At 52.6% G+C, this 26,585-nt stretch carries 16 protein-coding genes; 9 read left to right on the top strand and 7 right to left on the bottom strand.

Going from position 1 to position 26,585, the window contains the following annotated elements; all coding sequences use genetic code 11:
* Nucleotides 1-289 precede the first annotated feature (289 nt).
* The gene (locus FYJ24_RS02830) at nucleotides 290-1,009 is read right to left on the bottom strand and encodes a response regulator transcription factor (protein ID WP_154543420.1); all 720 of its coding nucleotides are present in this window, start codon (nucleotides 1,007-1,009) and stop codon (nucleotides 290-292) included.
* Nucleotides 996-2,060, bottom strand: coding sequence for a sensor histidine kinase (locus FYJ24_RS02825; RefSeq protein ID WP_154543418.1), 1,065 nt, complete (start codon nucleotides 2,058-2,060; stop codon nucleotides 996-998). The genes FYJ24_RS02830 and FYJ24_RS02825 overlap by 14 nt, the downstream gene beginning before the upstream one ends.
* Before the next feature lie 727 nt (nucleotides 2,061-2,787).
* Here FYJ24_RS02825 and FYJ24_RS02820 point away from each other — a divergent pair.
* Nucleotides 2,788-4,083, top strand: coding sequence for a coiled-coil domain-containing protein (locus FYJ24_RS02820; RefSeq protein WP_154543416.1), 1,296 nt, complete (start codon nucleotides 2,788-2,790; stop codon nucleotides 4,081-4,083).
* A 70-nt stretch (nucleotides 4,084-4,153) separates the two neighbouring features.
* On the opposite strand, the gene FYJ24_RS02815 is transcribed toward FYJ24_RS02820, so the two are convergent.
* Together FYJ24_RS02815 and FYJ24_RS02810 are read right to left on the bottom strand one after the other, a co-directional pair.
* The gene (locus FYJ24_RS02815; protein WP_154543414.1) at nucleotides 4,154-6,148 is read right to left on the bottom strand and encodes an ABC1 kinase family protein; all 1,995 of its coding nucleotides are present in this window, start codon (nucleotides 6,146-6,148) and stop codon (nucleotides 4,154-4,156) included.
* 86 nt (nucleotides 6,149-6,234) lie between these two features.
* Nucleotides 6,235-7,668 carry a L,D-transpeptidase family protein gene (locus FYJ24_RS02810; RefSeq protein ID WP_154543412.1) on the bottom strand — a complete coding sequence of 478 codons (1,434 nt, stop codon included), beginning with the start codon at nucleotides 7,666-7,668 and terminating at the stop codon, nucleotides 6,235-6,237.
* Between the two features lie 343 nt (nucleotides 7,669-8,011).
* Here FYJ24_RS02810 and putP point away from each other — a divergent pair, with 343 nt between their 5' ends.
* Entirely contained in the window at nucleotides 8,012-9,541 is a 1,530-nt protein-coding gene (gene putP, locus FYJ24_RS02805) for a sodium/proline symporter PutP (RefSeq protein ID WP_154543410.1), read from the top strand.
* 73 nt (nucleotides 9,542-9,614) lie between these two features.
* The gene (locus FYJ24_RS02800) at nucleotides 9,615-13,205 is read left to right on the top strand and encodes a proline dehydrogenase family protein (protein WP_154543408.1); all 3,591 of its coding nucleotides are present in this window, start codon (nucleotides 9,615-9,617) and stop codon (nucleotides 13,203-13,205) included.
* 45 nt (nucleotides 13,206-13,250) lie between these two features.
* Here the strand turns inward: FYJ24_RS02800 and FYJ24_RS02795 are convergent, their stop codons facing one another.
* A complete protein-coding gene (locus FYJ24_RS02795; protein ID WP_318656477.1) occupies nucleotides 13,251-14,120 on the bottom strand; it encodes an HhH-GPD family protein in 870 nt (289 codons plus the stop codon).
* Nucleotides 14,121-14,171: 51 nt separating this feature from the next.
* Nucleotides 14,172-15,593, bottom strand: a complete 1,422-nt coding sequence (locus FYJ24_RS02790) for an APC family permease (protein WP_154543404.1) — start codon at nucleotides 15,591-15,593, stop codon at nucleotides 14,172-14,174.
* Between the two features lie 112 nt (nucleotides 15,594-15,705).
* Between FYJ24_RS02790 and FYJ24_RS02785 the strand changes: the two genes are divergently transcribed.
* The 4 genes from FYJ24_RS02785 (at nucleotide 15,706) to FYJ24_RS02770 (ending at nucleotide 23,522) form a co-directional block, all read left to right on the top strand.
* Nucleotides 15,706-17,766, top strand: coding sequence for a chorismate-binding protein (locus FYJ24_RS02785; RefSeq protein ID WP_154543402.1), 2,061 nt, complete (start codon nucleotides 15,706-15,708; stop codon nucleotides 17,764-17,766).
* Nucleotides 17,757-18,059, top strand: coding sequence for a hypothetical protein (locus FYJ24_RS02780; protein WP_206192464.1), 303 nt, complete (start codon nucleotides 17,757-17,759; stop codon nucleotides 18,057-18,059). The genes FYJ24_RS02785 and FYJ24_RS02780 overlap by 10 nt, the downstream gene beginning before the upstream one ends.
* A 93-nt stretch (nucleotides 18,060-18,152) precedes the next feature.
* Nucleotides 18,153-22,730: a DEAD/DEAH box helicase gene (locus FYJ24_RS02775; RefSeq protein WP_154543398.1), complete on the top strand. Its 4,578-nt coding sequence runs from the start codon at nucleotides 18,153-18,155 to the stop codon at nucleotides 22,728-22,730.
* Nucleotides 22,731-23,522, top strand: a complete 792-nt coding sequence (locus FYJ24_RS02770; RefSeq protein WP_154543396.1) for a DNA-formamidopyrimidine glycosylase family protein — start codon at nucleotides 22,731-22,733, stop codon at nucleotides 23,520-23,522.
* Nucleotides 23,523-23,598: 76 nt separating this feature from the next.
* Here the strand turns inward: FYJ24_RS02770 and FYJ24_RS02765 are convergent, their stop codons facing one another.
* The gene (locus tag FYJ24_RS02765) at nucleotides 23,599-24,093 is read right to left on the bottom strand and encodes a hypothetical protein (protein ID WP_154543394.1); all 495 of its coding nucleotides are present in this window, start codon (nucleotides 24,091-24,093) and stop codon (nucleotides 23,599-23,601) included.
* A 302-nt stretch (nucleotides 24,094-24,395) separates the two neighbouring features.
* Here FYJ24_RS02765 and FYJ24_RS02760 point away from each other — a divergent pair, with 302 nt between their 5' ends.
* Both FYJ24_RS02760 and FYJ24_RS02755 read left to right on the top strand, forming a co-directional pair.
* On the top strand, nucleotides 24,396-25,187 hold the full coding sequence (locus tag FYJ24_RS02760; protein ID WP_225871961.1) for an ABC transporter ATP-binding protein: 792 nt from the start codon (nucleotides 24,396-24,398) through the stop codon (nucleotides 25,185-25,187).
* Entirely contained in the window at nucleotides 25,184-26,581 is a 1,398-nt protein-coding gene (locus tag FYJ24_RS02755) for an ABC transporter permease (protein ID WP_154543392.1), read from the top strand. The genes FYJ24_RS02760 and FYJ24_RS02755 overlap by 4 nt, the downstream gene beginning before the upstream one ends.
* Nucleotides 26,582-26,585 lie beyond the last annotated feature (4 nt).

Below are 26,585 nucleotides of genomic sequence, written 5' to 3'. Positions count from 1 at the left end.
CGGCTTACCCCCTCTACCCCCACGTACGGGGTCATAAAACTGTACACGGGGCCGAATACCGCCCCGGCACTTGCCACATCGCCCAGTCTGTGACCAATGAGAATTGAGACTGGTCAGTTCTCCACTCGAAGCACTCCCATCAAGATTCTCGATAGCTCAGTGTACGCAGGGAGGCTCAAGGTGCACGTGCCCCCTGCACATTGAGCCTCCCCCTGCACATCGGGACGGCCATTGTGAGTCTGATAGTGTAAGCGTTTTTGATCATGCTCATCTAGATTGCTAATCGCTTCTAAAGCGCAATGCTGCTGCTGTGTTTATGCTCAGAGGATGAAAAAAGGCCTGCTTCGTACGCGAGTATTACTAGAAGCGCCCTGTCGTGAGCCCCAGTTTTTGTCATAATGCGATTCACATGAGTTTTCACTGTGTGCGGCGAGATAACCAAGTAGTTGGCAATTTCATCATTTGAGAGTCCTTGGCCAACGTAAGTGAGTATTTCGACTTCTCGTTCGGTGAGGTTACTGGTATCACTGAGCTCAAGAACTGTAGAAGCCTGTATTCCTGCTTGGGGTGTGGTGAATCTACCGATCAGGGCGCGGGTTGCTGCGGGCGAAAGCAATGCATTTCCGCAATGAACAGTGGAAACAGCTTCACAAATTTCTTCTGGTTCAGCTCCCTTACCAATGAATCCACTGGCCCCTGCTCTCAAAGCTGACACCACATAGTCATCTTCCTCAAAGGTGGTGAGAATCAGAATCTTAACGTCAATATTACGAGGGTTGGCACATATAGCAGCCGTGGCCTCGATACCGTCCATTTCAGGCATACGTATGTCCATAACGACAACGTCAGGATGGGTCTGCTCGCACAACGCGACCGCTTGGGTTCCATTGGTCGCTTCACCGCAGACGTCAATGTGATCAGTTGAGGTGAGAATGTCGCGTATTGCCTGGCGAATGAGCGCTTGATCATCGACCACCAGCATTCTGATGGGGCTCTCAGATGCTGTCATGACTCACTGGTAGTTCAGCGACAAAGATGAATTGTGTGCTCGTGTGCCGGGTGGTCATGGTGCCTCCGACTGCTTGCGTTCGTTCCTGTAAGCCACGCAAACCCCAACCCGTAGAAGGTGACTTTGTCGTGGAAGCAGCTGTCACCTCATTGATTATTGTTATTTCCACGCTGTCCTTCTTTCTCGTCATGTCAATATTTGCCGTTCCAGTTCCGTATTTGGGCGCGTTGGTGAGGCCTTCTTGGATTACCCGATACGCTACCGTTTGCGTAGCGCTGCGAAGCTCGCTGGTGAACGGCATATCGGGGGTTTCTGAGGCGTCAACATGGTAGTTGACTGAAAGACCTGATTTGCGCATGGAATCAATGAGGTCTGAGATCTCACCCATGCCTGGAAGTGGGCGCAGCCGAGCGCCGGCTCCGGGATCTGTGCTGTCTTGGCGCCTGAGATACTGCATGAGTTCTCCGATATCGCCTAGAACAGAACGGGATGCTTTTCGAATAGTCGCCAGTGCTTCAGGTGCCTTTGTTGGATTGCTGTCTATAGCGCTACTCGCTACTCCGGCGTTGAGGCTGATGACTGATATTTTGTGGGCGACAACGTCATGAAGGTCGTGCGCTATTCGCAGACGTTCTTCGGCCACCGCGCGGTGAGCTTCTGCCTCTCGGGTGCGTTCAGCGCGCTCAGCTCGTTCGGTGACTGAACGAAGATGTTGTCGGCGTGAACGCGAAGAATCACCCAGCGCAGCACTAATGGCGACGACGGCTGCGAACTGGAAAATTGTGGGGTCTAGAGAGCTTCCTTTGCCTGCAGAAAAAGACAATGCAGTGATGGCAGTTGTTGCAAGGATGCCCCATATGTAGGTAACTTTTCTGCTCCGCTGGTTTCCAAGTATATAGGTAGTGACCGCCACGGTGATCCCCGTAGCTAGAAGGGTCATCTGGGCGGCGCATGCAAAAGTGAAGGCAAGAAGAGCTGCCATTGCCGTTGTAAGAGGAAAACGGTGACGCAGCCACACACAGAGTAGACATATGACGACCAACAACCACATGGCTGCAACTTTGTGCTCGGGTAATAGGCCGAGGGGCGCTGGGGAGGGCCCATGTTCGGCAGGAAAAGGCGTTTTTTGGATCGGAAAAAGGGTTGTGGTACCACAGTAAAAACCAGAATCAGTGCACTGATGGCAGCATCTGAACGCCACGAGGTGGAGAATGCTGAGCCAATACGGCGCGCCAATGTAGTGATCATCCTTCTAGTCTGTCTCCTCAAGGCTGAAAAGTGGATACCGCGCGCAGAGTGTAGTTATACACCGTTGGCGGTACAGGAAGTCCACCTGGGGGGAGGATGTACTGGCGGGACGAAGAGATGAAACTTATACGCACATAGCTTGCAGCAGAACCTGCATCGCACCCCCATAGTGGAATCCCATGTATTTTTCACTGGGCTTAGATTTGGTACTGATTGTGGTCCTGACGGTTGGTATCTATTACCGACGTTATCGCCGACAAGACTTACTTGTCGCAGCCTCCGGAGGCCTCCTAATAACCACCACAGGCAAAAAAACACAATAATATCCATGTGCTGCTGGAGAATTCCTAGTGGGGGAGCCAAGGGTTTTCGCGGTGAGTACGGGTGTGTTCTTCGCCAATGTGATTCTAAGTCATAGGTGTTATGAAAGGGGGTGCGTGAGAAGAATGTGACGCCTAGTCGATAGTGTGACCGAAATCCGATAACGTATGTAGTGCCAGCAAAAAGCCGCCGTGTGGAAGGACCTGAATATGAGCGATGCTCGCCAAAATCCCAACGAAGAACAAGGGGCCACAAAATCATCTTTTGATGAGATGCTGCCCGGAACAAGTTCAGAGTCGGCACCCTCATTCTCGGTAGGGTTCCGTGGCTATGATCGGGATGAGGTGGACAAAACCATCGCAGATTTGACCGGCCAGCTCAAAGCAATGCAATTAGAACTTGATTCAGTTCAATCCAGTGAACGCACAACAACGGCACAGTTGCAGGCTGAACTTGAACAACTCAAAGACAAGTTCAAGACGACAGAAGACCTGCAGGACGAACTGCAGGCAAAGGCCGCGCAACTTGCAGAAGCTGAAGAGAAAATCAAGGCTCTATCAGAACAGCTGGTTGAAGGGGACGGTGAAGACGATCAGCTTTCCACCCGAACCAAGTTTGAAGCCGTGTTGCGCGTTGCTGAAGAACAGGCCAATGTTCTACTGCAGAATGCAGCCGTCCAGGCTGAACGGTTACTTGATGCGGCTCGACAAGAAGTGGCCTCCCAAAAGGCTCAAGCTGAAGCTGACGTTGCGCGAATCACCGAACAGGCACAACACGACGCAGACCAGATTCGTCTGAAGATCGAAACAGAATACACTGCCCATGAAGCGATGATTCAAAGGGAAAGCGCTCACGCAAAAGAAAAAGTTGCCCAGGCAGAACAGGAAGCAGAAGCTATTCGCACCGAGGCAGAAAAAGGCGCGGCATCCCTGCGTTCCATGGTTACGCGTGAAACCACCCAGCAACGCGCTGATGCGGAGCGCGAAGTCCGTGAGATGAATGCCAGAGTTCTTGAGTTTGAAGAAAGCCTCACACGTCGCCAAGATGAGGCTCAACAAGAATTCCTGGTACTGCACAACCAGGCCGTAGCCCATGCTGAGCGGATCACAGAAGATGCGAACGAGCAGGTAGCTGCTTCCCTAGAACACGCACATCGGATTGCTGCCAAAGCTGACGAATATGAGAAACTCATGCGGGCACAAGCCGCACAGATTGAAGCTGAGGCAACCGTACGGGCACAAGAAACGCTCGAACGGGCCAGACAAAAAGCTCAAAAGATTATTTCGTCTGTCACCGACCACACGACAGCCGTGTTGCGGGATGCCGAGGACCGGACCCAGCAGCTGCGCTGGCAGCAACAACAACTAGCAAGTTTCATGACTGAAGTGCGGGAACTGATCCGTCCTGAAGGCATATTGGCCACGCCAGCAGAAGCTGACGTGGAAGAAGAAGCCGATGTGACTGAGGTGGAAGAAATTACCGAAGAAGACACTACCGAAGAATAGATCCAAGTCTCTTTTTGGGGGTGGTCCTGGTTGGGCCGCCCCCATTGTGTTGCCATTGGCATGGCGCGCTTTAGTGCCCCTCATCTTTGTCGCGGCGCACAAAAAGCTGAATAATGGCACGCAACGCCAGCATCGACGCAGCAAAAGCCAACAAATAGCCAAAGAACTCAAAGAGAGACACGTTCTGCGTGATCATAGCGCCACTCTCATCGGTGATGAGGGTGACGGACGCAATGAGGGCCGCGCATGCGAACGCTACCGATAAGACATTGTCAATAATTCTCTTCAACCAATTTCGATCATGCGGATTCGCGAATAGTCGAGTACGAACACTGAACTGACCATCGGCTATTTGGTTCGTGATTGAATCCAGCCTCTCAGGTAACCGGCGCGCCAAAGCAAGACTGACTGACGCCGCCCCTAACGTTCTTGACGCGATACTGCGAGGCGAAGCCAGTGAAAGAACGATGTTGGGCAGTTCCGCCTCGATCAACGAAACAAACGATACTGAAGGCGCCAAGATAGTAAGGACGTCTTGCAGGGAGGCAATAGTGTGCAAAGCTGCTGCGACGTGACCTGGGATGGTGATACCGTGATTGCGGACCAGCTGAAGAAGTCGTCCAATCTGGTCAGAATCAAGATTCTTTGTGGCATTGAAAATAGCTATTTCTCGACCGACTTCTCTGCGAAGTGCTGCAATGTCGGTATTGGTAGGGCCTCCAAATGCTAAGAGAAGCGCATCACACGCGGTGATAGTGTCATCACTTACGATCGCAAGGATGAGCGTGGCGAGGAGGCGACGAGTCTCATCGTCAAGGATGCCAACCGAACCAAAATCTAGCATTCCTAGAGTGTCATCGCTCAAAAGGAGCACATTGCCCGGATGTAGATCCGCATGGAATATCCCGCGCGAGAAAATAGCGGACAATGCTTCTCCTGTGAGTTGCTTTGCAAGGTATTCGCGGTCTTTATTTGAAAGAGATTTCAATTGATCTTCCACCTGCGACTGGCGGGAAAGGGGAGTGCCATCCAATAGGTCCATTGTGAGGACGGTGGTTGAGCATAGTCGCGGGTAGGTTTGGGGGATAGTGATAAGGGGATCTTCACTTTGGCTGCTTTTCGCAATCTCCATATTGCGTGCCTCGGCCAAAAAATCTAGCTCTTGAGCTAAAGATGAGGATAGTTCCTTGCTGAGTGATGCCAGTTGCATAGCTCGCGCCCAGGCAAAACGCCTCTCTGCTGTCGTAGCTAACCGCACCATGATGTCAGCGTCGATTGATACCTGCTTTGCGGCCCCAGGCCGTTGTACTTTGACAGCAACAGAAGTGCCATCAACTAGCACAGCCCGGTGTACTTGCCCTATTGAGGCTGCTGCGATTGGCTCATCAGAGAACTCGCTGAAGAACTCAAAGAGAGGTGCGCCTAGTTGATCTTCGATCTGGTGACGAATGAGAGGGGAAGGGACGCGAGTGGCTTCCGATTGCAGTGAAGAAAGCGCGTGTGCTGTCGCGGGGGGCACCAGTCCGGGTTGGGTGGCAACAAACTGGCCCAGTTTGACGAAAACTGGGCCTGCCTGGTTGAGCATGTTGACTAGTGCGTGAGCGAACCGTGCGTCATTAGGGGACTCGCCGCGTTGTATGGCTGAACGCAGCCCGGTGGTCGAGACGATAGTGAGAATCTGGCGGTAGCGATTAGCGCGGTACCAGCGGGCTTGCCAGTGTTTGGCCGTGCCCACTATTCCATGCCACTGCTTGGTAGGAAAGACCGCTTCCAAGAGCACTAAGATGATTGCGCAAATCATTATTGCCCACAGGAGGACGAGGAAAAGGAAGGCGAGGAGCGAAGCGGGGGATACGAGGACGGATTCATTCGGCCCAAATACGCCCAAGGCTTCTCCGGCAACTTGAGCAAGAGGAAGACTGCCCCACGTGCCTAAAGCACCCACAATTATTGAGCGGGGCCACCCAAGGTTTGCGCCAAGTGCCCGGCGTAAGAGCGCTCCAACGACGACTCCAACACATGCTCCAAGAGTAAGAACCACAATGTCTTGTATTGATGAAAGCATGTGCCTCTCCTAGCAGATTGCGGACACCTGTGATTTTAGCGAAATACCGCTGTATTGAGAGGCGGTTAGAAAAAGGTGGAATCTGCTTAGCTGTGTGAGATGACCTTTGTTCCAATATCAACCCAGTGGAAGAGAGTGTTCGCGTCCTCATCGCGCATATTGACGCACCCCGCTGAGCCCTGCACATAACGAGTCGCCGGATCCCCAAAACCACTTTGCCAAGAGGACGACCCGTGGAGAGCATATGAGCCGGTGAAGTAACTGACCCAGGGGACATCTTTCGCACAGTAAGACCACTCAGGGGTGCATCCCATGTCCTGCTTTTCATATTGCAGGTAGACGTTGTATTCGCCCTCAATGGTGGGGGTGGAGGCTTTACCAGCTACCACGGGGAAGGTGTAGACGGGTTTAGCGCCCTCATATGCGGTGACGGTTGCGCCACCAATGTCTATCTCAACCCACTTTTCACCAGGTGCGGCCCGGTAACGCATTCCCTCAGTAGCAGGGTCAGCCTGCCTCTCGGTCCATTCTCCGGTTTGCTCTTTGTAGTCGAAGGTGGCGGTGATCGCTTCTTTTAGGGGAAGCCCACCTACAATCGCATCGGTAATCACATCGGCATTACTGACTACCCAGCCTTTGGTGGGTTCAATAACCGTGGCGACGACCTTTCCACTCGCATCAAGGTTGCGGATACCCTGTCCTGGCTCAATATTGGTTGTTTTAGCGTAGTCCTCAACCCAGGATTTTACTGCATCCCTATCCACCGCGGGCGTCAAGCGCTCAGCATCGGAAGCGAAAGTGATCCAGCTACTCTTCGTTGCTGCGTCTGGAGTGGTTTCCATCTGGTCGCCGTCATTGACGGTAATAGGAGTTGCCAGCCAAGTGTTGGCCTGATCGGCCGCGGCTTGAGCGACTTCAGTGCTGATTGAAGGCTCCGCGTGAATGGTGCTGGCTGTAACTGCTGTAGCACCGGTTTTTGCTGCATCAACCAGTGCCTGCTGAAGTGACTCTTCGTCTATTGCTTCACCACTGCGAGATGGCGTGACAGCAAACGAATTACCGTCGAAAGCGATCTGAGCGTCGGCAGGTTCTGCAGTATCCGCCAGCGGTAACTCGGCAGCGAATTTAGTGAACGTCTTGTCGTTAATGTGGACTTGCGGAGAATAGGAGCTTCCACTCACCAGACCACCTAAAAACGAGCCTACTGAAGCGGAATCAGAAAAAATATGGTCGACGGTCTCTTCAGCGTCGAGGACAACGCCGGTCTCTGAAAGAGGAACCGTTATGTCCCCGCCAGGAGCTGACACTGTAATCTCTGGGTCCCCAAAACCAGATGCGACAGCGGTGACGGCATCGGAGGGGGTGAGTCCAGATATGTCGATGGCGCCTACTTGAGTGCGTGGCAATGCGTGAGCACGAAAATAGGCGAAAGAGCCTGCAAAGGCGCCAAGAATAACGAGTGCGGTCACTGAGGCGGCAGCCACGACTCTGCGAGTTGTTGACGCAAATAAAGTACTCATAACATAAAATATCCTAGCGTGAGGCGCCGAATTCGGCACCTAATGTTTCATGAATGTGGCTTGAAAAAGCGGAATGCGGCAGGTCACCTCGTTTAGGATGTGGTCAGTTTTACAGTTTTTGGTGATAAGAATTTCATAGGATTTCTATGAGTATTCCCAGTGCGAAGACAAAAACAGGGTAAATACGGCTTGCGAAAGAGACCTAAGACACACTAATGTTGTGGTTGGTTAGGTCGAAAGGCCCGGCGGGTCGTCGTGGACACAGATGTCCACTCGGGGAGCGTCATAACCGTAGTCACCGGATCGAAGCGACGATGCAGTCGTGATGAGGAGCCATAAGACTATGGAATCAGAGTACGTCTTTCAACTTATCGCCATGGTGGTATACACCCTCGGCATGGTCACCTTGGGGGTGTTGGCCTACCGGCAGACCCGTAACCTGGACGATTACGTTCTAGGGGGTCGCAGCCTAGGGCCTTTCGTCGCGGCACTTTCAGTAGGTGCGTCTGATATGTCGGGGTGGCTGCTCATGGGGCTTCCAGGGGCCATCTACATGTCGGGTCTCATCGAAGGATGGATTGCAGTGGGCCTGACTGTCGGGGCGTGGGTCAACTGGAAAGTAATCGCACCCCGACTGCGTGCCTACACAGAAAGAAGTGCAGATACCATCACGATTCCGACATTTTTGGAGTCACGAGTAAAGGATCGCTCACGAATGATCCGTATCATAGCGGGTCTCATTATCCTGATATTTTTCACTTTCTACGTCTCTTCTGGCTTAGTAGCTGGTGGCGTATTTTTTGAGTCATCTTTTGGCATGGAATACCGCTACGGGATGCTTTTTATTGGGACAGTAGTTGTTCTCTACACGCTGCTAGGGGGATTCTTAGCGGTGTCGTGGACTGACGTAGTCCAAGGACTGATGATGGTGACGGCACTGCTGTTGGTTCCTCTCGTCGGAATTTTTCACGTCGGAGGTTTTGGCAACCTAGTATCTGGAATACAGGCGGTCGATCCGGCCATCCTCAATCCTTTTGGTGATCCCGCAAAGTTTGGAGTCGTGACAGTTGTATCAATTATTTCAGCCCTGGCGTGGGGACTGGGTTACTTTGGTCAGCCGCATATTTTGGTGCGATTCATGGCGATCCGCAATGCGGAAGAGGCAAAAGCTGGTAGACGATATTCGATTATTTGGATGGCGGTGTCGGTACTTGGTGCGGGAACAACCGCTCTGGTGGGGGTTGCTGTCTACCACCATGATGCTGCGTTACTCCCTGATCCAGAAGCTGTCTTTATCTCGCTAGGGCAGTTGCTTTTCCATCCACTTATCGCAGGATTCTGGCTGGCAGCGATTCTGGCGGCAATCATGTCGACTCTGTCCTCTCAGCTGCTCGTCACCTCATCAGCGATAGTCGAAGACATCTACCATGTATTCACCAAAAAGGATCTGCGCTCAGGGTTGGGAATGTGGCTGCGGAGGTTGGCAGTTCTCGTAGTAGCAGTTGTTGCTGGAGCACTTGCTTGGAAACAAAATGACACCATTTTAGCTCTGGTTGCGTTCGCATGGGCTGGGTTCGGGTCGTCTTTTGGTCCCGTCGTCATCTTGTCAATGTACTGGCGCAAACTCACTTGGCAAGGAACACTGGCGGCAATGATTGTAGGAGCAGTAGTTGTCGGGGCGTGGGGAACACTGAGCGACGGTGTCTTTGACGTGTATGAGATGATCCCCGGATTCCTCCTATCGCTCTTGGTAGCGGTTGGTGTCTCTCTTGCAGCCTACCGCACCAACCCTGAGATCGATGCCGAATTTGATCATGTAGAGGAAGTGGCGAAGAGATCATTTTCTTCCAAAAATGACGCCGCCGCCCAATGAACGCAGCGGAAACAAGTTCCCGAGTAGCAACGCCGACTGGTACTGCCTCACTATCAACCATTCAGGAGAAAAAATGACTCAGAAAGATCTGGATCGCCCAGGGGCTACCACCGACATGGAAACAGCCATTGACAATGCGGTGATCACAGCGGGACGTTGGGCTGAACGTTCAAAAGCCTATTCGGAAACACCTACCGCGAAACTTCTTGCTGATGTACTCAAACATCCAGATGGTCTGGCTTTCACCGTAGAATTCGTCGACGGTGTGATTCGCCCTGAAGATGAAAAAGTGGCTGCCGGGAATCTAGCTAAGTTAATGAAAAATCCTCCTAGTTTTCTTCCTGCGTGGCTTCGCATTCCGGCAAGTGTTGGCGGAACCGTCTCAAAAAAGCTGCCGGGATTGGTCGTTGCGGCAGCGCGGCGCGTATTCGCTGGGCTCGTCGGTGATTTGGTATTAGATGTAGGGGACCGCAAACTGGCTTCTGCCATCGAGCGCTTGCGCTCTTCAGGTGCCCGGCTCAACATCAATCTTTTGGGCGAGGCTGTGCTGGGAAACGCGGAAGCAGACCGGCGTTTACAGGACACTTTTGAACTGTTGAAACGCTCTGATGTCGATTACGTGTCTTTGAAAGTCTCCGCCGTTGTCGGCCCACATTCGGAGTGGTCACATGCTGAAGTGGTACAGACTGCAGTCGAACGTCTACTCCCGCTCTATCAGTATGCAGCTTCCAGTCCGGACGCAAAGTTCATCAACCTCGATATGGAAGAATATCGGGACCTCGATCTCACACTCGATGTTTTCAAAACACTGATGGATTCTCCCGAACTCATCGGCTTAGATATGGGGATCGTTATTCAGGCATATCTGCCCGACGCTCTTGGAGCCATGGAAAAGTTACAGTCTTGGGCGAAAGAACGGCGTTCTAAGGGAGGAGCCTCGATAAAGGTTCGACTTGTCAAAGGCGCCAACCTTGCGATGGAACGAGTGCAATCGGAACTTCATGGTTGGCCCGTAGCGACCTGGGATTCCAAACAGTCCACCGATGCAAACTACTTACGTCTTTTAGATTGGGCACTCACTCCTGAACGAACCGCCAATGTTCGTATCGGTGTTGCTGGGCATAATCTGTTTTCTCTGGCAACAGCATGGGAACTGGCGGGACTGCGTGGGGTTCGTGAGAGCATTGACATTGAGATGCTGTCGGGAATGGCAGTTCCCCAAGCTAAAGCGGTTACAGAGGAAGTGGGGCCTCTGCTGTATTATGTGCCGGTGGTGCGTCCAAGTGAATTTGACGTCGCCATTGCCTATTTAGTTCGTCGACTCGAAGAGAACTCTGATTCAGCCAATTTTATGGCATCGATTTTCGATTTTGCTGTCAGTGATGATGCTTTCTTGAAAGAAAAACAGCGATTCCTTAACGCAGCTGAAGAAATGAGGCAGACAGGAACCTCGGTTTGCACACCCAAACGTCGCCAAAACCGTTTGACTGAAGCTCGCGACGATTTCGAGGAAACTCAGAAAGATTCTCAGGGAAGATGGAGATTTTCTCATACTGCAGATACTGATCCGAGTCTTCCAAGCAATCGCGAATGGGCCACAACAATCAGCGAAAACATCGTTTCTTCCACTGCTGGGGAAGAGACGGTGGCAGCTCACAGGATCAGTAGCAAAGAACAGGTCGACCTGGTTTTGTCGAAGGCTCAAAGAGCTAGCGAAGAGTGGAGGAAGAAGAGCGCGGCTGAACGAGCTGAGCTCCTTCACAACGTGGGGTTTGAACTTGCCCGGAGGCGAGCCGACCTCCTGGAAGTAGCCGCTTCAGAAGTAGGGAAGACTCTGGATCAAAGTGATCCCGAAGTATCGGAGGCAATTGATTTCGCGCATTACTACGGTGAATGCGCTCGAGAACTCGAAACAATACCAGGGGCAACTTTCAAACCTGCTGAAGTCACCCTTGTTACGCCACCGTGGAATTTCCCGCTTGCAATCCCTATGGGAGGTATTACCGCAGCACTTGCAGCTGGAAGTACGGTTGTATTCAAACCCGCTAGTGCTACTCAGCGTTGTGGTGCGATACTTGCCGAATGCCTATGGGCCGCGGGAGTTGATCCAGACGTGATGCAACTGGTGGTGCCAGACAATTCTTCACTGGGTAAAGCACTTGTCGAAGACCCGCGCGTGGGAAACATTGTTTTAACTGGTTCCTCAGAGACTGCGCAGAAGTTCTTGCAGTGGCGACCAGATGTCAATCTATTGGCGGAGACATCAGGTAAAAACGCCATTATTGTCACTCCGTCTGCAGATTTGGATTTGGCCGTGAAAGACGTTGTCTATTCGGCATTTGGGCATGCTGGGCAAAAGTGTTCGGCTGCTTCATTGGTGATACTTGTTGGTTCAGTAGGTACCTCACAGAGGTTCTATCGTCAGCTAATTGATGCCACCCAGTCCCTCACTGTTGATTGGCCGCAGAATCCAATGGGCGAGGTGGGGCCACTCTCAGTGCTTCCGGGGGATAAGCTTATGCGTGGTCTCACTACGTTGGAACCCGGTCAAAGATGGGCGTTGGCGCCGCGTAGACTCGATGCGACAAATAGATTGTGGAGTCCTGGTGTGAGAAGTGGTGTTGTGCCTGGATCGGAATTTCACACAGTCGAATACTTCGGCCCACTATTGGGTGTGATGCGCGCGGATACCCTTGGAGAAGCAATCGAAATTCAAAATGGAACTGAGTTTGGTTTGACCGCGGGCTTACATTCTCTTGACACTGAAGAGATACGGTTGTGGCTAGATCATATTCATGCAGGAAATGTCTACGTTAATCGGACTATTACCGGTGCGATCGTCAGGCGTCAGCCGTTTGGTGGTTGGAAGCTGTCAGCAGTTGGTAGCGGCGCTAAAGCCGGAGGCCCCAACTACCTTCTAGGTTTTGGAGACATTGAGCAAAGAACTCAAGTGACAACCAACGACATCGTGGACGTGTCGATCACAAAACCGCAGTTGCGCGAGCTAGGTCAGCTGGCGCAACAACTGTTAGGAACGGAAGACGCGTCTCGGGTGCTAACGGGATTGCGACATACGCAAAAGACCTGTGATGAGCATTTTGATCGGTTGAATGATCCCAGCGGTCTTCGTTGTGAACGCAATGTGCTGCGCTACGTGCCCGCTGCCGCGACAATTCGCGCCGCCGAGCAAGCTTCACTATGCGATGTGATGTTGACGGTTGCTTATGCTTTGGCAGTAGGAGAGTTTGTGCAGGGAGAAGGAAGCGATTACAAACGACGCTTAGCACCGGGACAATCAACAGTCGATAGAAGACTGAGCCCTCATCTCGTGCTCTCTTCAGCCCGGAGAATTCCTTCAGCCTTTACACAATGGGCTAACCGATACGAATGTGTATGTATCGAAGAAGACGACGAGGCATTTGTGCGCGGTCTCTCTCATCAAGACAACGACGCGCGGATCCGTTTGGTGGGAGCCCAACGACAGGGCCTTGGTAGGGAGTTGACCTCTTCCATCAACCTGGCAGTGTGGGATGGCCCAGTGACAACTGCAGCGCGCGTTGAGATACTCCCATTTGTTCATGAACAGGCAGTATCCATTACGATGCACCGTTTTGGAACCCCCTCAGCAGCAACGCAAGGAGTGATGGAGGAAGCCTTCAGCTAGGGATTACTGCTTTGAAAAGCGCTGATGGTGTGGCTTCTATGAAACTCACTCGATGTGTTGTGCAGAACCAAGATAATAGACGTCAGACTCTGGTGAGTGGATGAGACCGTCATGCGTGAGTGAGGCTATGGCTCGAGATAGTTGCGAAGCATCGGGCCACAGTCGACGCAATTCATCGACATTCCCGGCGAAAGACGGTGAATGACGAAGGAAGTCGATGATTATTCCGCGCGCCTGACGGTCAGTTCCCTCCCACGCTTGCGTGCGAGGCGTGAGCTCACTGGGCGGATAGCCCGCCAGTCGCCATTTGCAGCGATCAGCAATCGGGCATTCGCCGCAGGCCGGACTGCGCGAAGTACATATCAAAGCGCCAAACTCCATGATGGCTGCGTTCCACGATGGGTGGCGATGCGCCTCGTCAAAAGCTCTAGCAGCCCACTGGCGGTCAGTATGTGTGATCGAAGAGCTAACACGTTCCACACCTCCAAAAACACGTCCAAGGACTCGGCGTATGTTGATATCCAAAACTAAAGCTGGCATGCCGAAGGCAAAAGATTGGATTGCGGCGGCAGTATATTCGCCAATGCCAGGTAGTGCCCGCAGTAGTGCTGCATCGGAAGGAACCTGGCCGTCATATTCGGTGGCAATGCGGTGAGCAGCCTGGTGTAGACGAAGAGCCCGGCGGGGATATCCCAGGCGTCCCCAAGCCTCAAGCACCTCGGCCGTCGAGGCACTGGCAAGATCACCTGGGGTGGGCCAGCGGCGCATCCACGCATGCCACATGGGCTCAACTCGCGCGACGGGAGTTTGCTGCAACATGACTTCCGATACCAGAATGCCCCATGCAGTGACGTTGGGCTCACGCCAAGGTAGCGGTCGGGCGTTTTCAGCAAACCAGGAAATCAAGCGAATCACAATGCTAGTGTGGGCAAGTATCGATCGAAAAACCAATTGAAGTTGACGCCGCTACATAACTATGTGGTCAGTCTCGGACGTTTTGTGTTCTTCGGTAGACATAGCGACAGGCGAAGCCTTGTGCAAACTGGGGGATAACAGTCCCACGGTGAATGTCCCTAAGAGGACTATTCCCCATATGATCGCGGCCATATTACTGCCCACTAGAACCGGGAAATTCCATATAGAAATAATGAGTACCAGTAGTAATCCGAGCGTACCTAGCGCCGTTAATGTGCGAACTACATGAGGCGCTTGAGTTGAACCTCGGCTAGTGCCAAAGACAATGACGGCAATACTGGTCAGGGTCATCATCACGATGACTCCCAATGCTCCCGCTCCCGAATACCACGTGTAGATCTGAATGACAGGATCTAATTGAATGAGTGCTGAAACAACAACAATGACCGACGTAATAATGCTCACTAGCAGCGACGCGCGTGAAGGCGCAGTATGGCGCGGATGCACAGTGGCGCAAGCAGACGGCAGAATACCGCGTTGGCCGAGAGTGAAAATATAGCGGGTCACAATGTTGTGGAAGGCAAGCATACATGCAAACATGCTCGTGACAACTAGTATTTGTACAATATCGGCCATGATTGGCGCAACTACTTCGCCAGCCAGATTCATGACCACGTGCTCGGGATCGGCGGAAGCTGCAGCTACTGCGTTCGATGTGCCGAGGCCATTGATGACCAGCCAAGAACTTAGTGTGTAGAGAATCCCAATGCACGATACCGCAATGTAGGTAGCTCTGGGGATTGTCCGTTCAGGCGTCTTTGCTTCGTTGCGGAAGACCGCGGTTGCCTCAAAACCGAAGAAACCAAGAAAGGCAAAAAGAAGTCCCAGTCCCGGAGCCCCTGATAACGCCTGGGTGGGACTAAAGGGACTCAGACTCAGTTCCCGGCCAGAAAAGATCACTCCTAGATCGATGAAGAGCACCGCGACGACTTCAAGGATGAGGACTATGGCCAAGACTTTAGCGGACAACTCTATATCGCGATATCCCAAATACCCGACAATGATCAGCATCAATGCTGATACCAGCCACCAGGGCAGTGAGACCCCGGTCCACATCAAAAAGAGATTGCTGGCTTGAACGCCTAAATAACAGGTCATTGACACAGTGAGCAGTACATATGAGACCAGGGCGAGGGCGGCAGTTCCTAGCCCGGATCTTCTTCCCATTCCCTTATCAACATATGAGTAGAAAGCGCCGGCATCTGGTACGAAGGGTGTCATCCACGCATACCCAACGGAGAACAATAGCAAAATGACTGTCGCCAACAGGATCATCAACGGAGCACCGATCGACTCAGAGACGCTGAAAATGATAGGAAAATTCGCCGCAACTACAGTGATGGGAGCCGCAGCAGCAACCACCATGAAGAGGATTCCAGCCACGCCTAGCTTGCGTTCAAGTGCAGGTTCCATCTCTGAGCTCCCCGATATAACATGCATTACTGGCGAAGTAGCAGTCTAGTTGAGGCACGAAATTACTTAGGGCTCAGTCCGCTATGCGTTTTCTGTGGCAAAGAGATTTTCCATGAGGAGGTGCGTTGCACCGATCAAGGGTGCATCGGGGCCCGCAGTTGTTGCGATAGATCAAGTGTTCGCGCAGAACCTGCCGGAGAGGATTCGCGGGGGAGAATTCACTCACCTGGTGCTCTCACCTGGTCCTGGACGTCCCAGTGACTATCCGGAATTGGCTCAGCTCATTGATGCAGCATCACATATTCCGCTATTGGGTGTGTGTCTGGGACACCAGGCTCTGGCTCAGTACTACGGAGCGGACGTTGAGCCTACTGCAGTTCCTGTTCACGGAACAGCCGAGGAAATCATGCACGATCGCAGTGGTATTTTCCGTCGAATGCCTTCTCCCGTGGTGCAGGTTCGTTATCATTCGCTGGCGGTCTATCATCCTCTTCCTAAGTCATTACGCGCATGTGCATGGAGTCATGATGGCACCATCATGGGCATCGAAGTGAAAGATCGCCCCCATTGGGGAGTGCAATTCCATCCCGAAGCGTATGTGAGTGAAGATTCCAGGGTGTTGATCGAAGATTTTCTGTGCCAGGGAAGACTGCCGGTTTTGGTGCCTCCTGTAGAGGACGACCGTAGGGCAGTTGTCGATGAATGCACTACAGTGGCAGTGAAGCATACGGAAGTTGCGGGGACGCTTGACGTGCGTGCGACGGTAGAAAACTTGTCGGTTGATTTCGAACATGTGATTGTATGCGAGGTAGGCAGTCGCTATACGATTATCGGTTTCGACAACGCTTCGGCACCTCAGCTTTCCTTCAACGTTGGGGATGAACCATTTCTCGCCGTTATTGAAAGAGACCTATTGGGGGTGAACCTGATTCACTCTCTTCCTGAAAATTTACCTTTTTATGGTGGTTGGATGGGGTACATAGGATTTGAGGCGTTAGAGCACGAAAGCAGCTCATCACTGCCTGATGCGATGTGGATTCGACCTGAACAATTCTTCATTCATGATCGTGAAGAGTCCCGTACCTTTGTGGTGTCTCTAAGTACTGACCCGGGACAGTTACAGCACTATATTACTGGTCGGCCACGCGCATCGAACGCCACCAATATTAGAGGTGAGTGGGACAGTGACGACGCCTCGTACATAGAAAAAATTCATCGTTGTTTAGAGTATCTGCGGCGCAGCGACTCCTACGAAATTTGTCTTACCGATAGCTTCAGAGGCCGGGTCCATGGCAACATACTTAGTCATTATCGTGGTGACACGGAGTATGGTGCCTATCTCAAGTTGGGCGATGACCTCGAAATCGTATGCCATTCCCCAGAACTATTCCTCAGCATAGACCGAAATAACATGGTTTCCTCGGGTCCAATAAAAGGGACTGCCAAGCGAGAAGATGATCCGGTAACTGACGCGCTAGCTGCATCCCAGCTCTCTCAAAGTGATAAAACGCGGGCAGAGAACATGATGATTGTCGATCTGACGCGAAATGACTTGGGGCGGGTGTGTCAAGTGGGGTCGGTACAGGTTCCCTCTTTTATGCGGGTCGAATCGCAGAGGGTCCATTCGTTGGTCTCTACAGTGACAGGAGAACTTCGACCCCACGCCACCGTGGTCGATGCCATTAGGGCATGTTTCCCACCGGGGTCCATGACGGGAGCTCCGAAGAAACGTTCTTTAGAGATCATCAGAGAACTCGAGAGTGCGCCTCGTGGCATTTACTCTGGCAGCATCGGATACATCGGATATGACGGGACCGCTCGCCTCAATGTGGTCATTCGAACTGTCGTGCGCTCTGGACATGAGCTGAGTATCGGAGCAGGTGGTGCGATTGTCCTTGACTCAGATCCGCGTAGTGAAATGGCGGAACGCAATCTGAAATCGGAGTGCCAGTTGACCAGGCGAGTCCTGCAGAATTGGTCACGATACTCGACAGCGTTGCCCGCGATGACTATGCACAATGGAGTCCGGAAGAAAACCAGGCGATTGCAGACCGAATCGAACAGCTGGAGGAAGACGCTGAAGTACTGGACCGCGAGGCTGTCGGCAGAAAAGTTGAATATGATGCGTACGGCAACGTGGTCCAACCCGAAAAGACCTCGCAGGTGCAATTAAGCGGACTTCCCGGGAGCGCCAAAGTCGTGCAGGCTGCATTACTTGGAGAAAATGATCAGACCCGCACATTCTGGTTAGACATGGTTGTGACTCCCGACAGTGGTGGTGAGAGCTTCAAAGCGGGCATGCGTCTGATCATTCGCAAGACAACAGAATCTCGGGTTCAGAGTTTTGCATTGCCAGGCTTTCAGTTTCGCGTTCGCTTTGCCGCGGATAATCACAAGCACGTGGCTTTGGCTCCAGAAGAGATCGGTGATTCTTCTGCGAACCATTGGGGGTCACAATCGAAGTAGAAACCGAATGGTGGGTATTGGAAGAGAGACTTCTATGCCAGAGAGCTGCGGGGGAGACATTCCCTTGTCGGAGGCTCCCACTAGACTTATTGCATGCACCAGCAGTCCGCGGGAAATGACGTGCTTCCATTCTCAGAGGCAACTCAGCGGTGGTTTGACTCGTCTTTTGCGCAGCCCACAGAGGCCCAGGTCGGTGCTTGGAAGTCGATTGCTCGGGGCAATAACACATTGGTGGTGGCACCCACTGGGTCGGGGAAGACTCTCTCGGCTTTCCTCTGGTCTATCGATAAGTTAGTTCAAGAACGCTCTGAAGAGGCTGACGAAAAAGTCAAGATTCTCTATATTTCTCCAATGAAGGCACTGGGGGTGGATGTTGAGAAGAACCTGCGTTCACCTCTGGCGGGAATTACCCAAGCCGCACTTGCGCTCGGCTTGTCGGCGCCATCCATTTCCGTGGGGGTACGCTCAGGGGACACGTCTGCGCAAGAACGCCGGCGTCTTGTAAAACACCCACCTGATATTCTTATCACCACACCTGAGTCACTGTATCTGATGCTCACCAGCGAGGCTGGAAAATCACTCTCATCAGTTCAGACAGTAATCATCGATGAAATACACGCTTTAGCTGGGAATAAGCGGGGGGCTCACTTAGCTTTGTCGCTTGAGCGCCTTGACGATCTCCTTCCAACACCTGCTCAACGCATCGGGCTCAGTGCTACAGTCAAGCCGCACAGAGAGGTAGCTCGTTTTTTAGGTGGGGAACAGGTAGTCACGATAGTAGCGCCTCATGCGGAACCTCGTTTCAACATTCGCGTTGAAGTTCCCGTGCCCGATATGACTCAGCCACCAATGCCTGAGGGGTATGACAGTGAGGACTATGGCGGTGAACATCGGCTCGGCTCAATGTGGCCGTCGATCGAAAATGCAATCTATCGCCATATTCTTTCGGTGCACTCCACTATCATCTTTGCTAATTCGCGCAGGTTAGCCGAAAGGCTCACCCAGCAGATCAACACTCTTCACGAAAAGGAAACCGGCAGTGAAGAGCCTCTGGCCCAAGCCCACCATGGTTCGGTGTCAAAGGAACAGCGTGAGAACGTAGAAGAGGGACTTAAAAGCGGTCGAATTCGCTGTGTGGTATCGACATCCAGTTTAGAACTGGGAATAGACATGGGGCTGGTGGACCAAGTGATACTCATGGACCCACCGCCATCGGTGGCTAGCGGTCTGCAACGAATAGGTAGGGCTGGTCACCACGTAGGTGGCATCTCCCAAGCGATTATTTTCCCTACCCATCGCTCCAAATTGCTAGAGACAGCAGCTGTTGTTAAACGAATGCGTAGCGGGCAGATAGAGGACACTCAGGTCCTCACTAATCCTCTCGATGTTTTGGCGCAGCATACCGTTGCTGCGGTATCAATGAGAGACTGGGATGTTGATGAGTGGTATCGAACCGTTGTAAAAGCGGCTCCGTATCAGAGACTGCCACGAACTGTTTTCGATGCGACTTTGGATTTGCTGGCTGGCAAATACCCCTCAACGGAATTCGCCCAGCTAAGGCCACGTCTGATCTGGGACCGCACAGATAACCTACTGTCCGCGCGTCCAGGAAGCCAGCGTCTTGCGGTAACTCAAGGCGGCACCATTCCTGATAGGGGTCTATTTCGTGTCGTCACCGCCGGCGATGACTACAGTCGCAGTCGCGTCGGTGAACTTGATGAGGAAATGGTGTATGAGTCGCGCGTGGGGGAAGTATTCACGTTAGGCACAACATCGTGGCGCATCAAAGAAATTACCAAAGACACTGTCGAAGTCTTACCGGCATTTGGAGTTCCTGGAAAAATGCCTTTTTGGCGAGGTGACTCAGCATCACGTCCATTCCAACTGGGGCAAGGACTTGGTGAGTTAATAGGTCGACTGGATCACTCTCTCGTCAAAGGGAGTGATGATTCGGCGGTTGATTTCTTACGTGAACTAGGCTTTGACGATAACGCAGTCGCCAATACATTAGCTTATGTGACTGAGCAGCGAGAGGTTGCAGGAACTGTACCAACCGATGCGACATTCTTAGTTGAACAGACCAAAGATGACGTTGGAGACTGGCGTCTGGTCTTGGAATCTCCTTTGGGTCTTGCCGTCCACGCACCGTGGGCACTTGCTATCAATGCGCGGGTACGGCAGCTCTACGGGCTTGAGGCGACTGCGATCGCTTCGAACGACGGAATCATCGTGCGACTTCCCGACACGGATGATGACGTTCCGGGTGCTAGTCTCTTCGCATTTGATCCCGATGAGCTACGCCAGTTGGTACTAGACGAAGTGTCAGATTCAGCCCTTTTTGCTTCGCGTTTTCGTGAATGCGCGGCTAGAGCTTTGATCCTTGGAGGTGGAAAGCCCGGCAAGCGAAGCCCGCTATGGCAGCAGCGTCAGCGCTCGGCCCGGCTTTTAGAAGTGGCGACTCGTTATCCCACGTTCCCCATAGTGTTAGAGGCTCTGCGTGAATGCCTCCAAGATGTGTACGACGTTGATGCGTTGGTCGGCGTACATCAAAAGATTCGAGACGGGCGCATCCGCCTCCAGCAAAGTCACACCGATGTCCCGGGTCCCTTTGCCCAGTCACTTCTCTTTGGCTACGTCGGTGCGTTTATGTACGAGGGGGACACACCTGCAGGTGAACGGCGTCTTGCTGCCCTCAGTGTGGACCCAGAGCTGTTGCGTGAGCTCTTGGGAGATACAGATCTCTCTCAAATCCTCGAACCAGAGGCCATCAGGCAAGTACACGATGAACTGCAAAAACTTGCACCGTCGCGGTGGTTTAGAGGACCAGAGGGCGTCGCTGATCTCTTGCGCCTCTTAGGCCCCATGTCGATTCCGCAGCTTTCAGCGCGTCTTGGCAGCACGGCTACGCCGGATGAGGCAATCACCGAAAAAGAACTCGATGAGGCCTTATCTGAACTCATAGATGCAAGGCGCGTCATAGTCATTCGCATAGCAGGAAGTGAAGTCTACGCAACGATAGAAGACGCCGGCGTGCTGCAGCAAGCCTTGGGGATCGCACTGCCGATGGGTGTTCCCTCTGCTTTCACCCAGCCGCAACCAGACGCATTGCGGAACCTCTTGGTTCGCTATGGTGCCAATCGTGGCCCCTTCACAGCCCAAGAGGCTGCTCACTCTTTTGGTTTAGGGACCGCGGTGGTCGCCTCTGAGCTGAGAATTCTCACCCAAGAGAGGCTTTTCATTGAGGGAGTTTTCTCCGAGGAAAGTGAAGGCTCTCAGTCTCAGTGGATACACCGCGACGTATTACGCCGAGTGAGGGGACGGTCAATAGCGTTGCTGCGGGGCAGCGTTGAAGCCGTGCCACAGCACGTATACGCTGCTTTTTTACAAGAATGGCAGGGTATCGGTACGGATGTAGCGGGGGCTGAGGCAGTCGAGATGGCTCTTGATGTCTTGACTGGGCTTACTCTTCCTGCCTCCACATGGGAAAGTTTAGTTTTGCCAGCACGTGTGGAGGGATACCAACCTGAGATGTTGGACTCTTTTATCACCTCGGGAGAGTTCTTATGGGTGGGCGAAGGCCAGCTTTCCACCACAGATGGGTGGGTCAGCTTCCACCATCGTGACACCGCACCGTTAACACTCCCGCAAGCCGAAGCACCTAGCGACGGATTAGAGCAGCGCGTCGTTGAGGTTCTCACGCAGCACGGTGCATTATTCGCCCCAGCAATCATGGAGCATCTGCGCGATGCAGACATACAGATATCTTCATCCGATCTCTCCGGCGCTCTTTGGTCTTTGGCGTGGAAATCGGTAGTCACTACCGACAATATTGAAGCGCTTCGTGTAGCGGTGAAGGGTAAGCGTGCGGCTCAAAAAACCTCGCCGCATCGCCGACGTCCACGGCGTATGCGAACTTCTCTTCTCCGTGAGATGGCACCGCCCCTGTCTGCGACACCGACTGAGCCGTCACTGGTTGGTCGTTGGTCCTTGTTGCCCTCGGTGGACCCCGATGCATCCCATCGTTTTGTAGCTACCTTGGGACTGCTGTTGGACCGCTACGCGGTTGTAAGTAGGGGAGTTGTCAATGCGGAATCTGTGGAGGGAGGATTTAGCCGTATATATCAGGCTTTGGTTAAGCTAGAAGAAAGTGGAAAGTGTCGGCGCGGGTACTTGATCCAAGGCCTCGGTGGCGCACAATTTGCACTGTCACACACAGTTGACCGACTTCGGGAATTTGCAGAGCATATGGAAGCCCGCGCGCAGACCGGCAATCCTCATATCGTGGTTCTTTCTGCAACTGACCCAGCTAACCCCTATGGCGCAGTATTGCCGTGGCCAGATATTCAATCGAGTTCTGATCTGCCTGAGATTGCTCGACCACGGAGAAACCCAGGTGCCTTAGTTGTTCTGGTTGATGGCGAGGCTGTTTTCTACATGGAAAGAGGAGGTCGCACTGCTGTAGACCTGCTAGGGGAGGATGCCACTAAGGACGATCGGGCGACCTATGCTCACGCTCTTGCCCGCGCACTCATCAAAGCGCAACTCAACGCGTTCACTTTGGAGTCTATTAACGGTATTGCAGTATCTCAGTCGCCGTGGGCTCCCGCACTGTTAGATGCAGGGTTTGAGAGAAAACCCCGGGGCTTGATCTGGCGAAAGAAGGTGTTGTAGATGCCTGAGGGAGACACAGTATTTCGCACCGCAAAGATGCTTGATCATGCTTTAGCTGGGCAGATACTCACCCGTTTCGAATTGCGAACGCACCGCCAAGCTCCGGATATGGTCGGGGAACAGGTAATCGGATGTATTCCGGTAGGCAAGCATCTTCTACTGCGCATTGGCCATCGCACTCTCCATTCGCACTTAAAAATGGAGGGTGTGTGGCATGTATATCGTCGGGGGCAATCCTGGCGCAAACCGGCACATAAAGCGCGAGTTGTATTGGAAACAGAGGAAAAACAAGCGGTAGGGTTTGAAATTGCTCAGGTGAGTGTTATCCCAACCACTAGCGAATCGGAAGTGGTGGGTCACCTGGGGCCGGACATCCTTTCTCCGCAGTGGAATAAAGCAATGGAAACTCTGGTCTTGGGTAACTTTACAGCTGACTCAAGGCCGCTCCATGTGGCATTGCTCGATCAGAGAAACGTTGCGGGGTTTGGTAACGAATACGCCAATGAGCTCTGTTTTCTCGGTGGATTTGACCCTCGGTCTGCAGCCAATACTCTCGACCTCAAACGCCTTATTACAATTGGAAGGCGCGCAATTGTTGCCAACTGTGCCAGGTGGGAACGCACATTGACCGGTGACACTCGGCCTGGACGGCGCCACTACGTCTATGGAAGAGCGCGTAAACCCTGCCGCAGGTGTGGAACGCCGATTGCTTTTACTAGGCTTGGGGCAAAAGCTACAGAACTACGCGACGTATATTGGTGCCCCACCTGCCAACCAGCTATTGTACAGTGACAAGGGAACTCCTGGATTTCCCTGTTTGTAGTCGACTCCTTCTGGGGATGATCGGTGCGAACGGTATCAGACGCCTTCACTTTGTTGACGGTCTGTCGGTGACGCGGAAACCGTAGCTTGCATAGTTGGTTTCTATTCTTGAGACATGTATGACTGGCTCAGAGGAACCACTGTCAGAAAGTTCGACGTTGGGACGAACGTAATACACATGGATAATGATGACTTTATCTTCGGGAGTCACCGTTATCAGTACGTCCACAACGCTCTCTTTAGGATTGAAGCCGTAAGAGCAAGTGCTACTCGTTGAGCAGTCTTCATCTCTCCCTGCGCCCACGGGGATGCCGTTCTCATCGATCTGATCAAAGCGAGTGATGGACACCTGATCTGGCAGCTGATCCGTGTTGAGTTGGGCATGAATACGAGAATTCTCCAAGACCACGGTATTGAGATCATAGACGGTGAAACTCTCGGGCGGCGTAACGAGGTCTCTACTTCCTGATTCCCCTCGCCAATCACTATTGAGCGGCGACAATACCAAGGGACCGATAGAGAGCATTGGCGGAGAGGCCATTGCGGGTCCTCTCAGTTGCAGGTCGGTCGTTGCTTTTCTATCGTTTCGAACTGCCATCGTCCTATCCGTATCTTTTGCGCTCTTCTTATTGCTAGGAGGTTGAATGCCGCAAGCAGGGTGTCCTTTGCCCACGTACGGGGTCATAAAAACGTAAACGGGGCCGTATACAGCCCCGGCATCTACCATATCGCCCAGGCAGCTGCATTGGGGTCTGCCCCATGAAGGTAACTAGTCCTTTCGACTGAGAAAAATCAATACTTTTAGGCGATCCGTTTCTTTTCATCTCTATTTACTCTGGTGATATGACGTATCAGACAGGAATACCAACACGTACAACAGATGCCATGAAGCAAGTCCCCTATGTTGCTTCGGCCCGTGAGATCAGCAAAATCTATGGCAGCGGTGACACCGCCGTCGAGGCTCTCCGATCTGTCACTTTGGAGGTAGCAGCGGGAGAGTTTGTTGCTGTCATGGGGCCATCGGGTTCTGGAAAATCAACTCTGATGAACTGCATGGCTGGTTTGGACGCGATATCCAGTGGCGAGGTAACAATTGCGAACCAAAATCTCGATTTCACCAACGACCGCCAACTCACCGAACTTAGACGTGAACAGGTAGGTTTCGTTTTTCAAAGTAGTAACCTCGTCCCAACGCTCAACATCACGGAAAACATCGAGCTTCCCTTCCTTCTAGCGGGTCGACGACCCAGCGCAGAAGAACGCGCATGGGGCCATCAGCTTCAAAGGATGTTGGGCCTTGAACAGCGGGCACACCATCGTCCAGCTGAACTCTCTGGCGGCCAACGCCAACGCGTTGCCATCGCCAGAGCATTAGTGACGCGTCCAGCCGTTGTTTTTGCCGATGAACCTACGGGAAGCTTAGATTCGGGATCGAGCCGAGAAGTACTTGAACTACTACGGCAAATGACCGATACTCTGGCGCAAAGTATTGTCATGGTGACTCATAATCCGAGTGCCGCATCATATGCTGACCGCATCATTGTCATTGTTGATGGGCGTGTCACCCACCAACTCAGTGGAGCAGGTGCGGAAGAAATCTCCGGGCTCATGCTGACTTTAGAGGAATCGCGATGAGCCTTAAAATCAACACATTTGATTTTCGAGAGCTGAGTGGTGCGGTCACAGTTACCGCGCTGGCAGCCGGTTTTGGAGTCGTAGTTGTCAGTGCAGCTGAGGCTCTGGGCAGTGGGATGTCCGCCTCGACCATAGGGCAATCTGAGACTGTCCGAGGTGTTCTCCTCACCATCAGTTGGATTTTCTTAGGTCTAGCGTTTTTTGTTGGTGGAATCGTCACTGCCAATACTTTCGCGACAATCATCGTTGGAAGAGCACAGCGGTTGGCGCTCTTTCGTCTGTTGGGAGCGTCTGCGGCCGCATTGCGCGCAGCATGTTTGAAAGAAGGAATCATTGCGGGCATTATTGGAGCGGTGAGCGGAGGCCTGGTCGGGATACTGGCAACCCAAGGCGCCATAGCCCTTGGCATGCGCTATTGGGGATTCCCTCCTGAAACATCAGCCCCATGGGTGAGTGTGGCGATCATTGCGCCAGTAATTGTGGCGGTATTGATGACTGCATTGTCATCATGGGTTGGCTCACGAGGAGTTCTGGATATTACACCCGTTGAGGCGTTTGGAAATGCGCAGGCTGGTTTTGAACTTCGCGAAGATAGCGAAGGAAAAGTGAAAATCGGATCGAAGTGGACCATGGGCATACTTGGTGTACTCCTGTTAGTTGGAGGTATCGCTATCGGAATTGTCTCTCCGTTGGGAGTGCTTGTTGCCTTCCCTGGAGGGGTTCTCACGTTTATAGCCTTCATGATGAACGGACAAAAGATCATTCCTCCAATTTTGCAGTGGGGGAGTCAGCGCAGCCGTAAAGCCCCTCAAGTATTGGCTGCTCGCAATACCTCGAGGAACCCAAAACGTTCCACGCGCACGGCAATGGGAATTATTATTGGGGTCGGGTTGATCACCATGTTCACTGTTGTCGCAGCAACATACGCTCGGGTTGTAGAGGACGGATTCGGTGAAGAACTTTTCACCCAAGAAATGATGCTGCCAGCTCTCATCGTCCTGATGCTCGTAGGATTTTCGACGGTCCTTGCTGTTGTGGGACTACTCAATAATGCAAAACTCAACGCAATTCAGCGTCAACATGAGATTTCACTTTTGCGAGCTCTGGGACTCACCGAACAACAAACTCGCGCAATGGTGATGCTCGAAGCGCTACGTATGGCTGGGATTTCCGCGCTCATCGGTTTGGGGCTTGGAGTCTTCTACGGATGGGCGGGGGCCGCCTCGTCCATCGGATCGCTGATGAAGGTGACCGGAGCTTTTACTCCCGCAATCCCTTGGCAGCTGGTGGTAGCAGTGATCCTTGGTGCTGGAGTGGTCACGGTTGTTGCCACATTGGCTGCCATGAGAAAAGTCGTTGAAGCGAAATCCACTTTAGCTTTGGCAGAGGCGTAAGACT

It is taken from the genome of Scrofimicrobium canadense (genome assembly GCF_009696615.1).
GTDB lineage: Bacteria > Actinomycetota > Actinomycetes > Actinomycetales > Actinomycetaceae > Scrofimicrobium > Scrofimicrobium canadense.
This window is presented reverse-complemented; position numbering and strand designations above follow the sequence as displayed.

What these genes read in the sequence shown, in the direction of transcription:
- FYJ24_RS02810 (WP_154543412.1), bottom strand. Translation starts at nt 7,668, where the DNA reads ATGAGTACTTTATTTGCGTCAACAACTCGCAGAGTCGTGGCTGCCGCC.
- FYJ24_RS02770 (WP_154543396.1), top strand. Translation starts at nt 22,731, where the DNA reads ATGCCTGAGGGAGACACAGTATTTCGCACCGCAAAGATGCTTGATCAT.
- FYJ24_RS02820 (WP_154543416.1), top strand. Translation starts at nt 2,788, where the DNA reads ATGAGCGATGCTCGCCAAAATCCCAACGAAGAACAAGGGGCCACAAAA.
- FYJ24_RS02760 (WP_225871961.1), top strand. Translation starts at nt 24,396, where the DNA reads ATGACGTATCAGACAGGAATACCAACACGTACAACAGATGCCATGAAG.
- FYJ24_RS02765 (WP_154543394.1), bottom strand. Translation starts at nt 24,093, where the DNA reads ATGGCCTCTCCGCCAATGCTCTCTATCGGTCCCTTGGTATTGTCGCCG.
- FYJ24_RS02775 (WP_154543398.1), top strand. Translation starts at nt 18,153, where the DNA reads ATGCACCAGCAGTCCGCGGGAAATGACGTGCTTCCATTCTCAGAGGCA.
- FYJ24_RS02825 (WP_154543418.1), bottom strand. Translation starts at nt 2,060, where the DNA reads ATGTGGTTGTTGGTCGTCATATGTCTACTCTGTGTGTGGCTGCGTCAC.
- FYJ24_RS02830 (WP_154543420.1), bottom strand. Translation starts at nt 1,009, where the DNA reads ATGACAGCATCTGAGAGCCCCATCAGAATGCTGGTGGTCGATGATCAA.
- FYJ24_RS02755 (WP_154543392.1), top strand. Translation starts at nt 25,184, where the DNA reads ATGAGCCTTAAAATCAACACATTTGATTTTCGAGAGCTGAGTGGTGCG.
- FYJ24_RS02785 (WP_154543402.1), top strand. Translation starts at nt 15,706, where the DNA reads ATGAGGAGGTGCGTTGCACCGATCAAGGGTGCATCGGGGCCCGCAGTT.
- FYJ24_RS02790 (WP_154543404.1), bottom strand. Translation starts at nt 15,593, where the DNA reads ATGGAACCTGCACTTGAACGCAAGCTAGGCGTGGCTGGAATCCTCTTC.
- FYJ24_RS02815 (WP_154543414.1), bottom strand. Translation starts at nt 6,148, where the DNA reads ATGCTTTCATCAATACAAGACATTGTGGTTCTTACTCTTGGAGCATGT.
- putP (WP_154543410.1), top strand. Translation starts at nt 8,012, where the DNA reads ATGGAATCAGAGTACGTCTTTCAACTTATCGCCATGGTGGTATACACC.
- FYJ24_RS02800 (WP_154543408.1), top strand. Translation starts at nt 9,615, where the DNA reads ATGACTCAGAAAGATCTGGATCGCCCAGGGGCTACCACCGACATGGAA.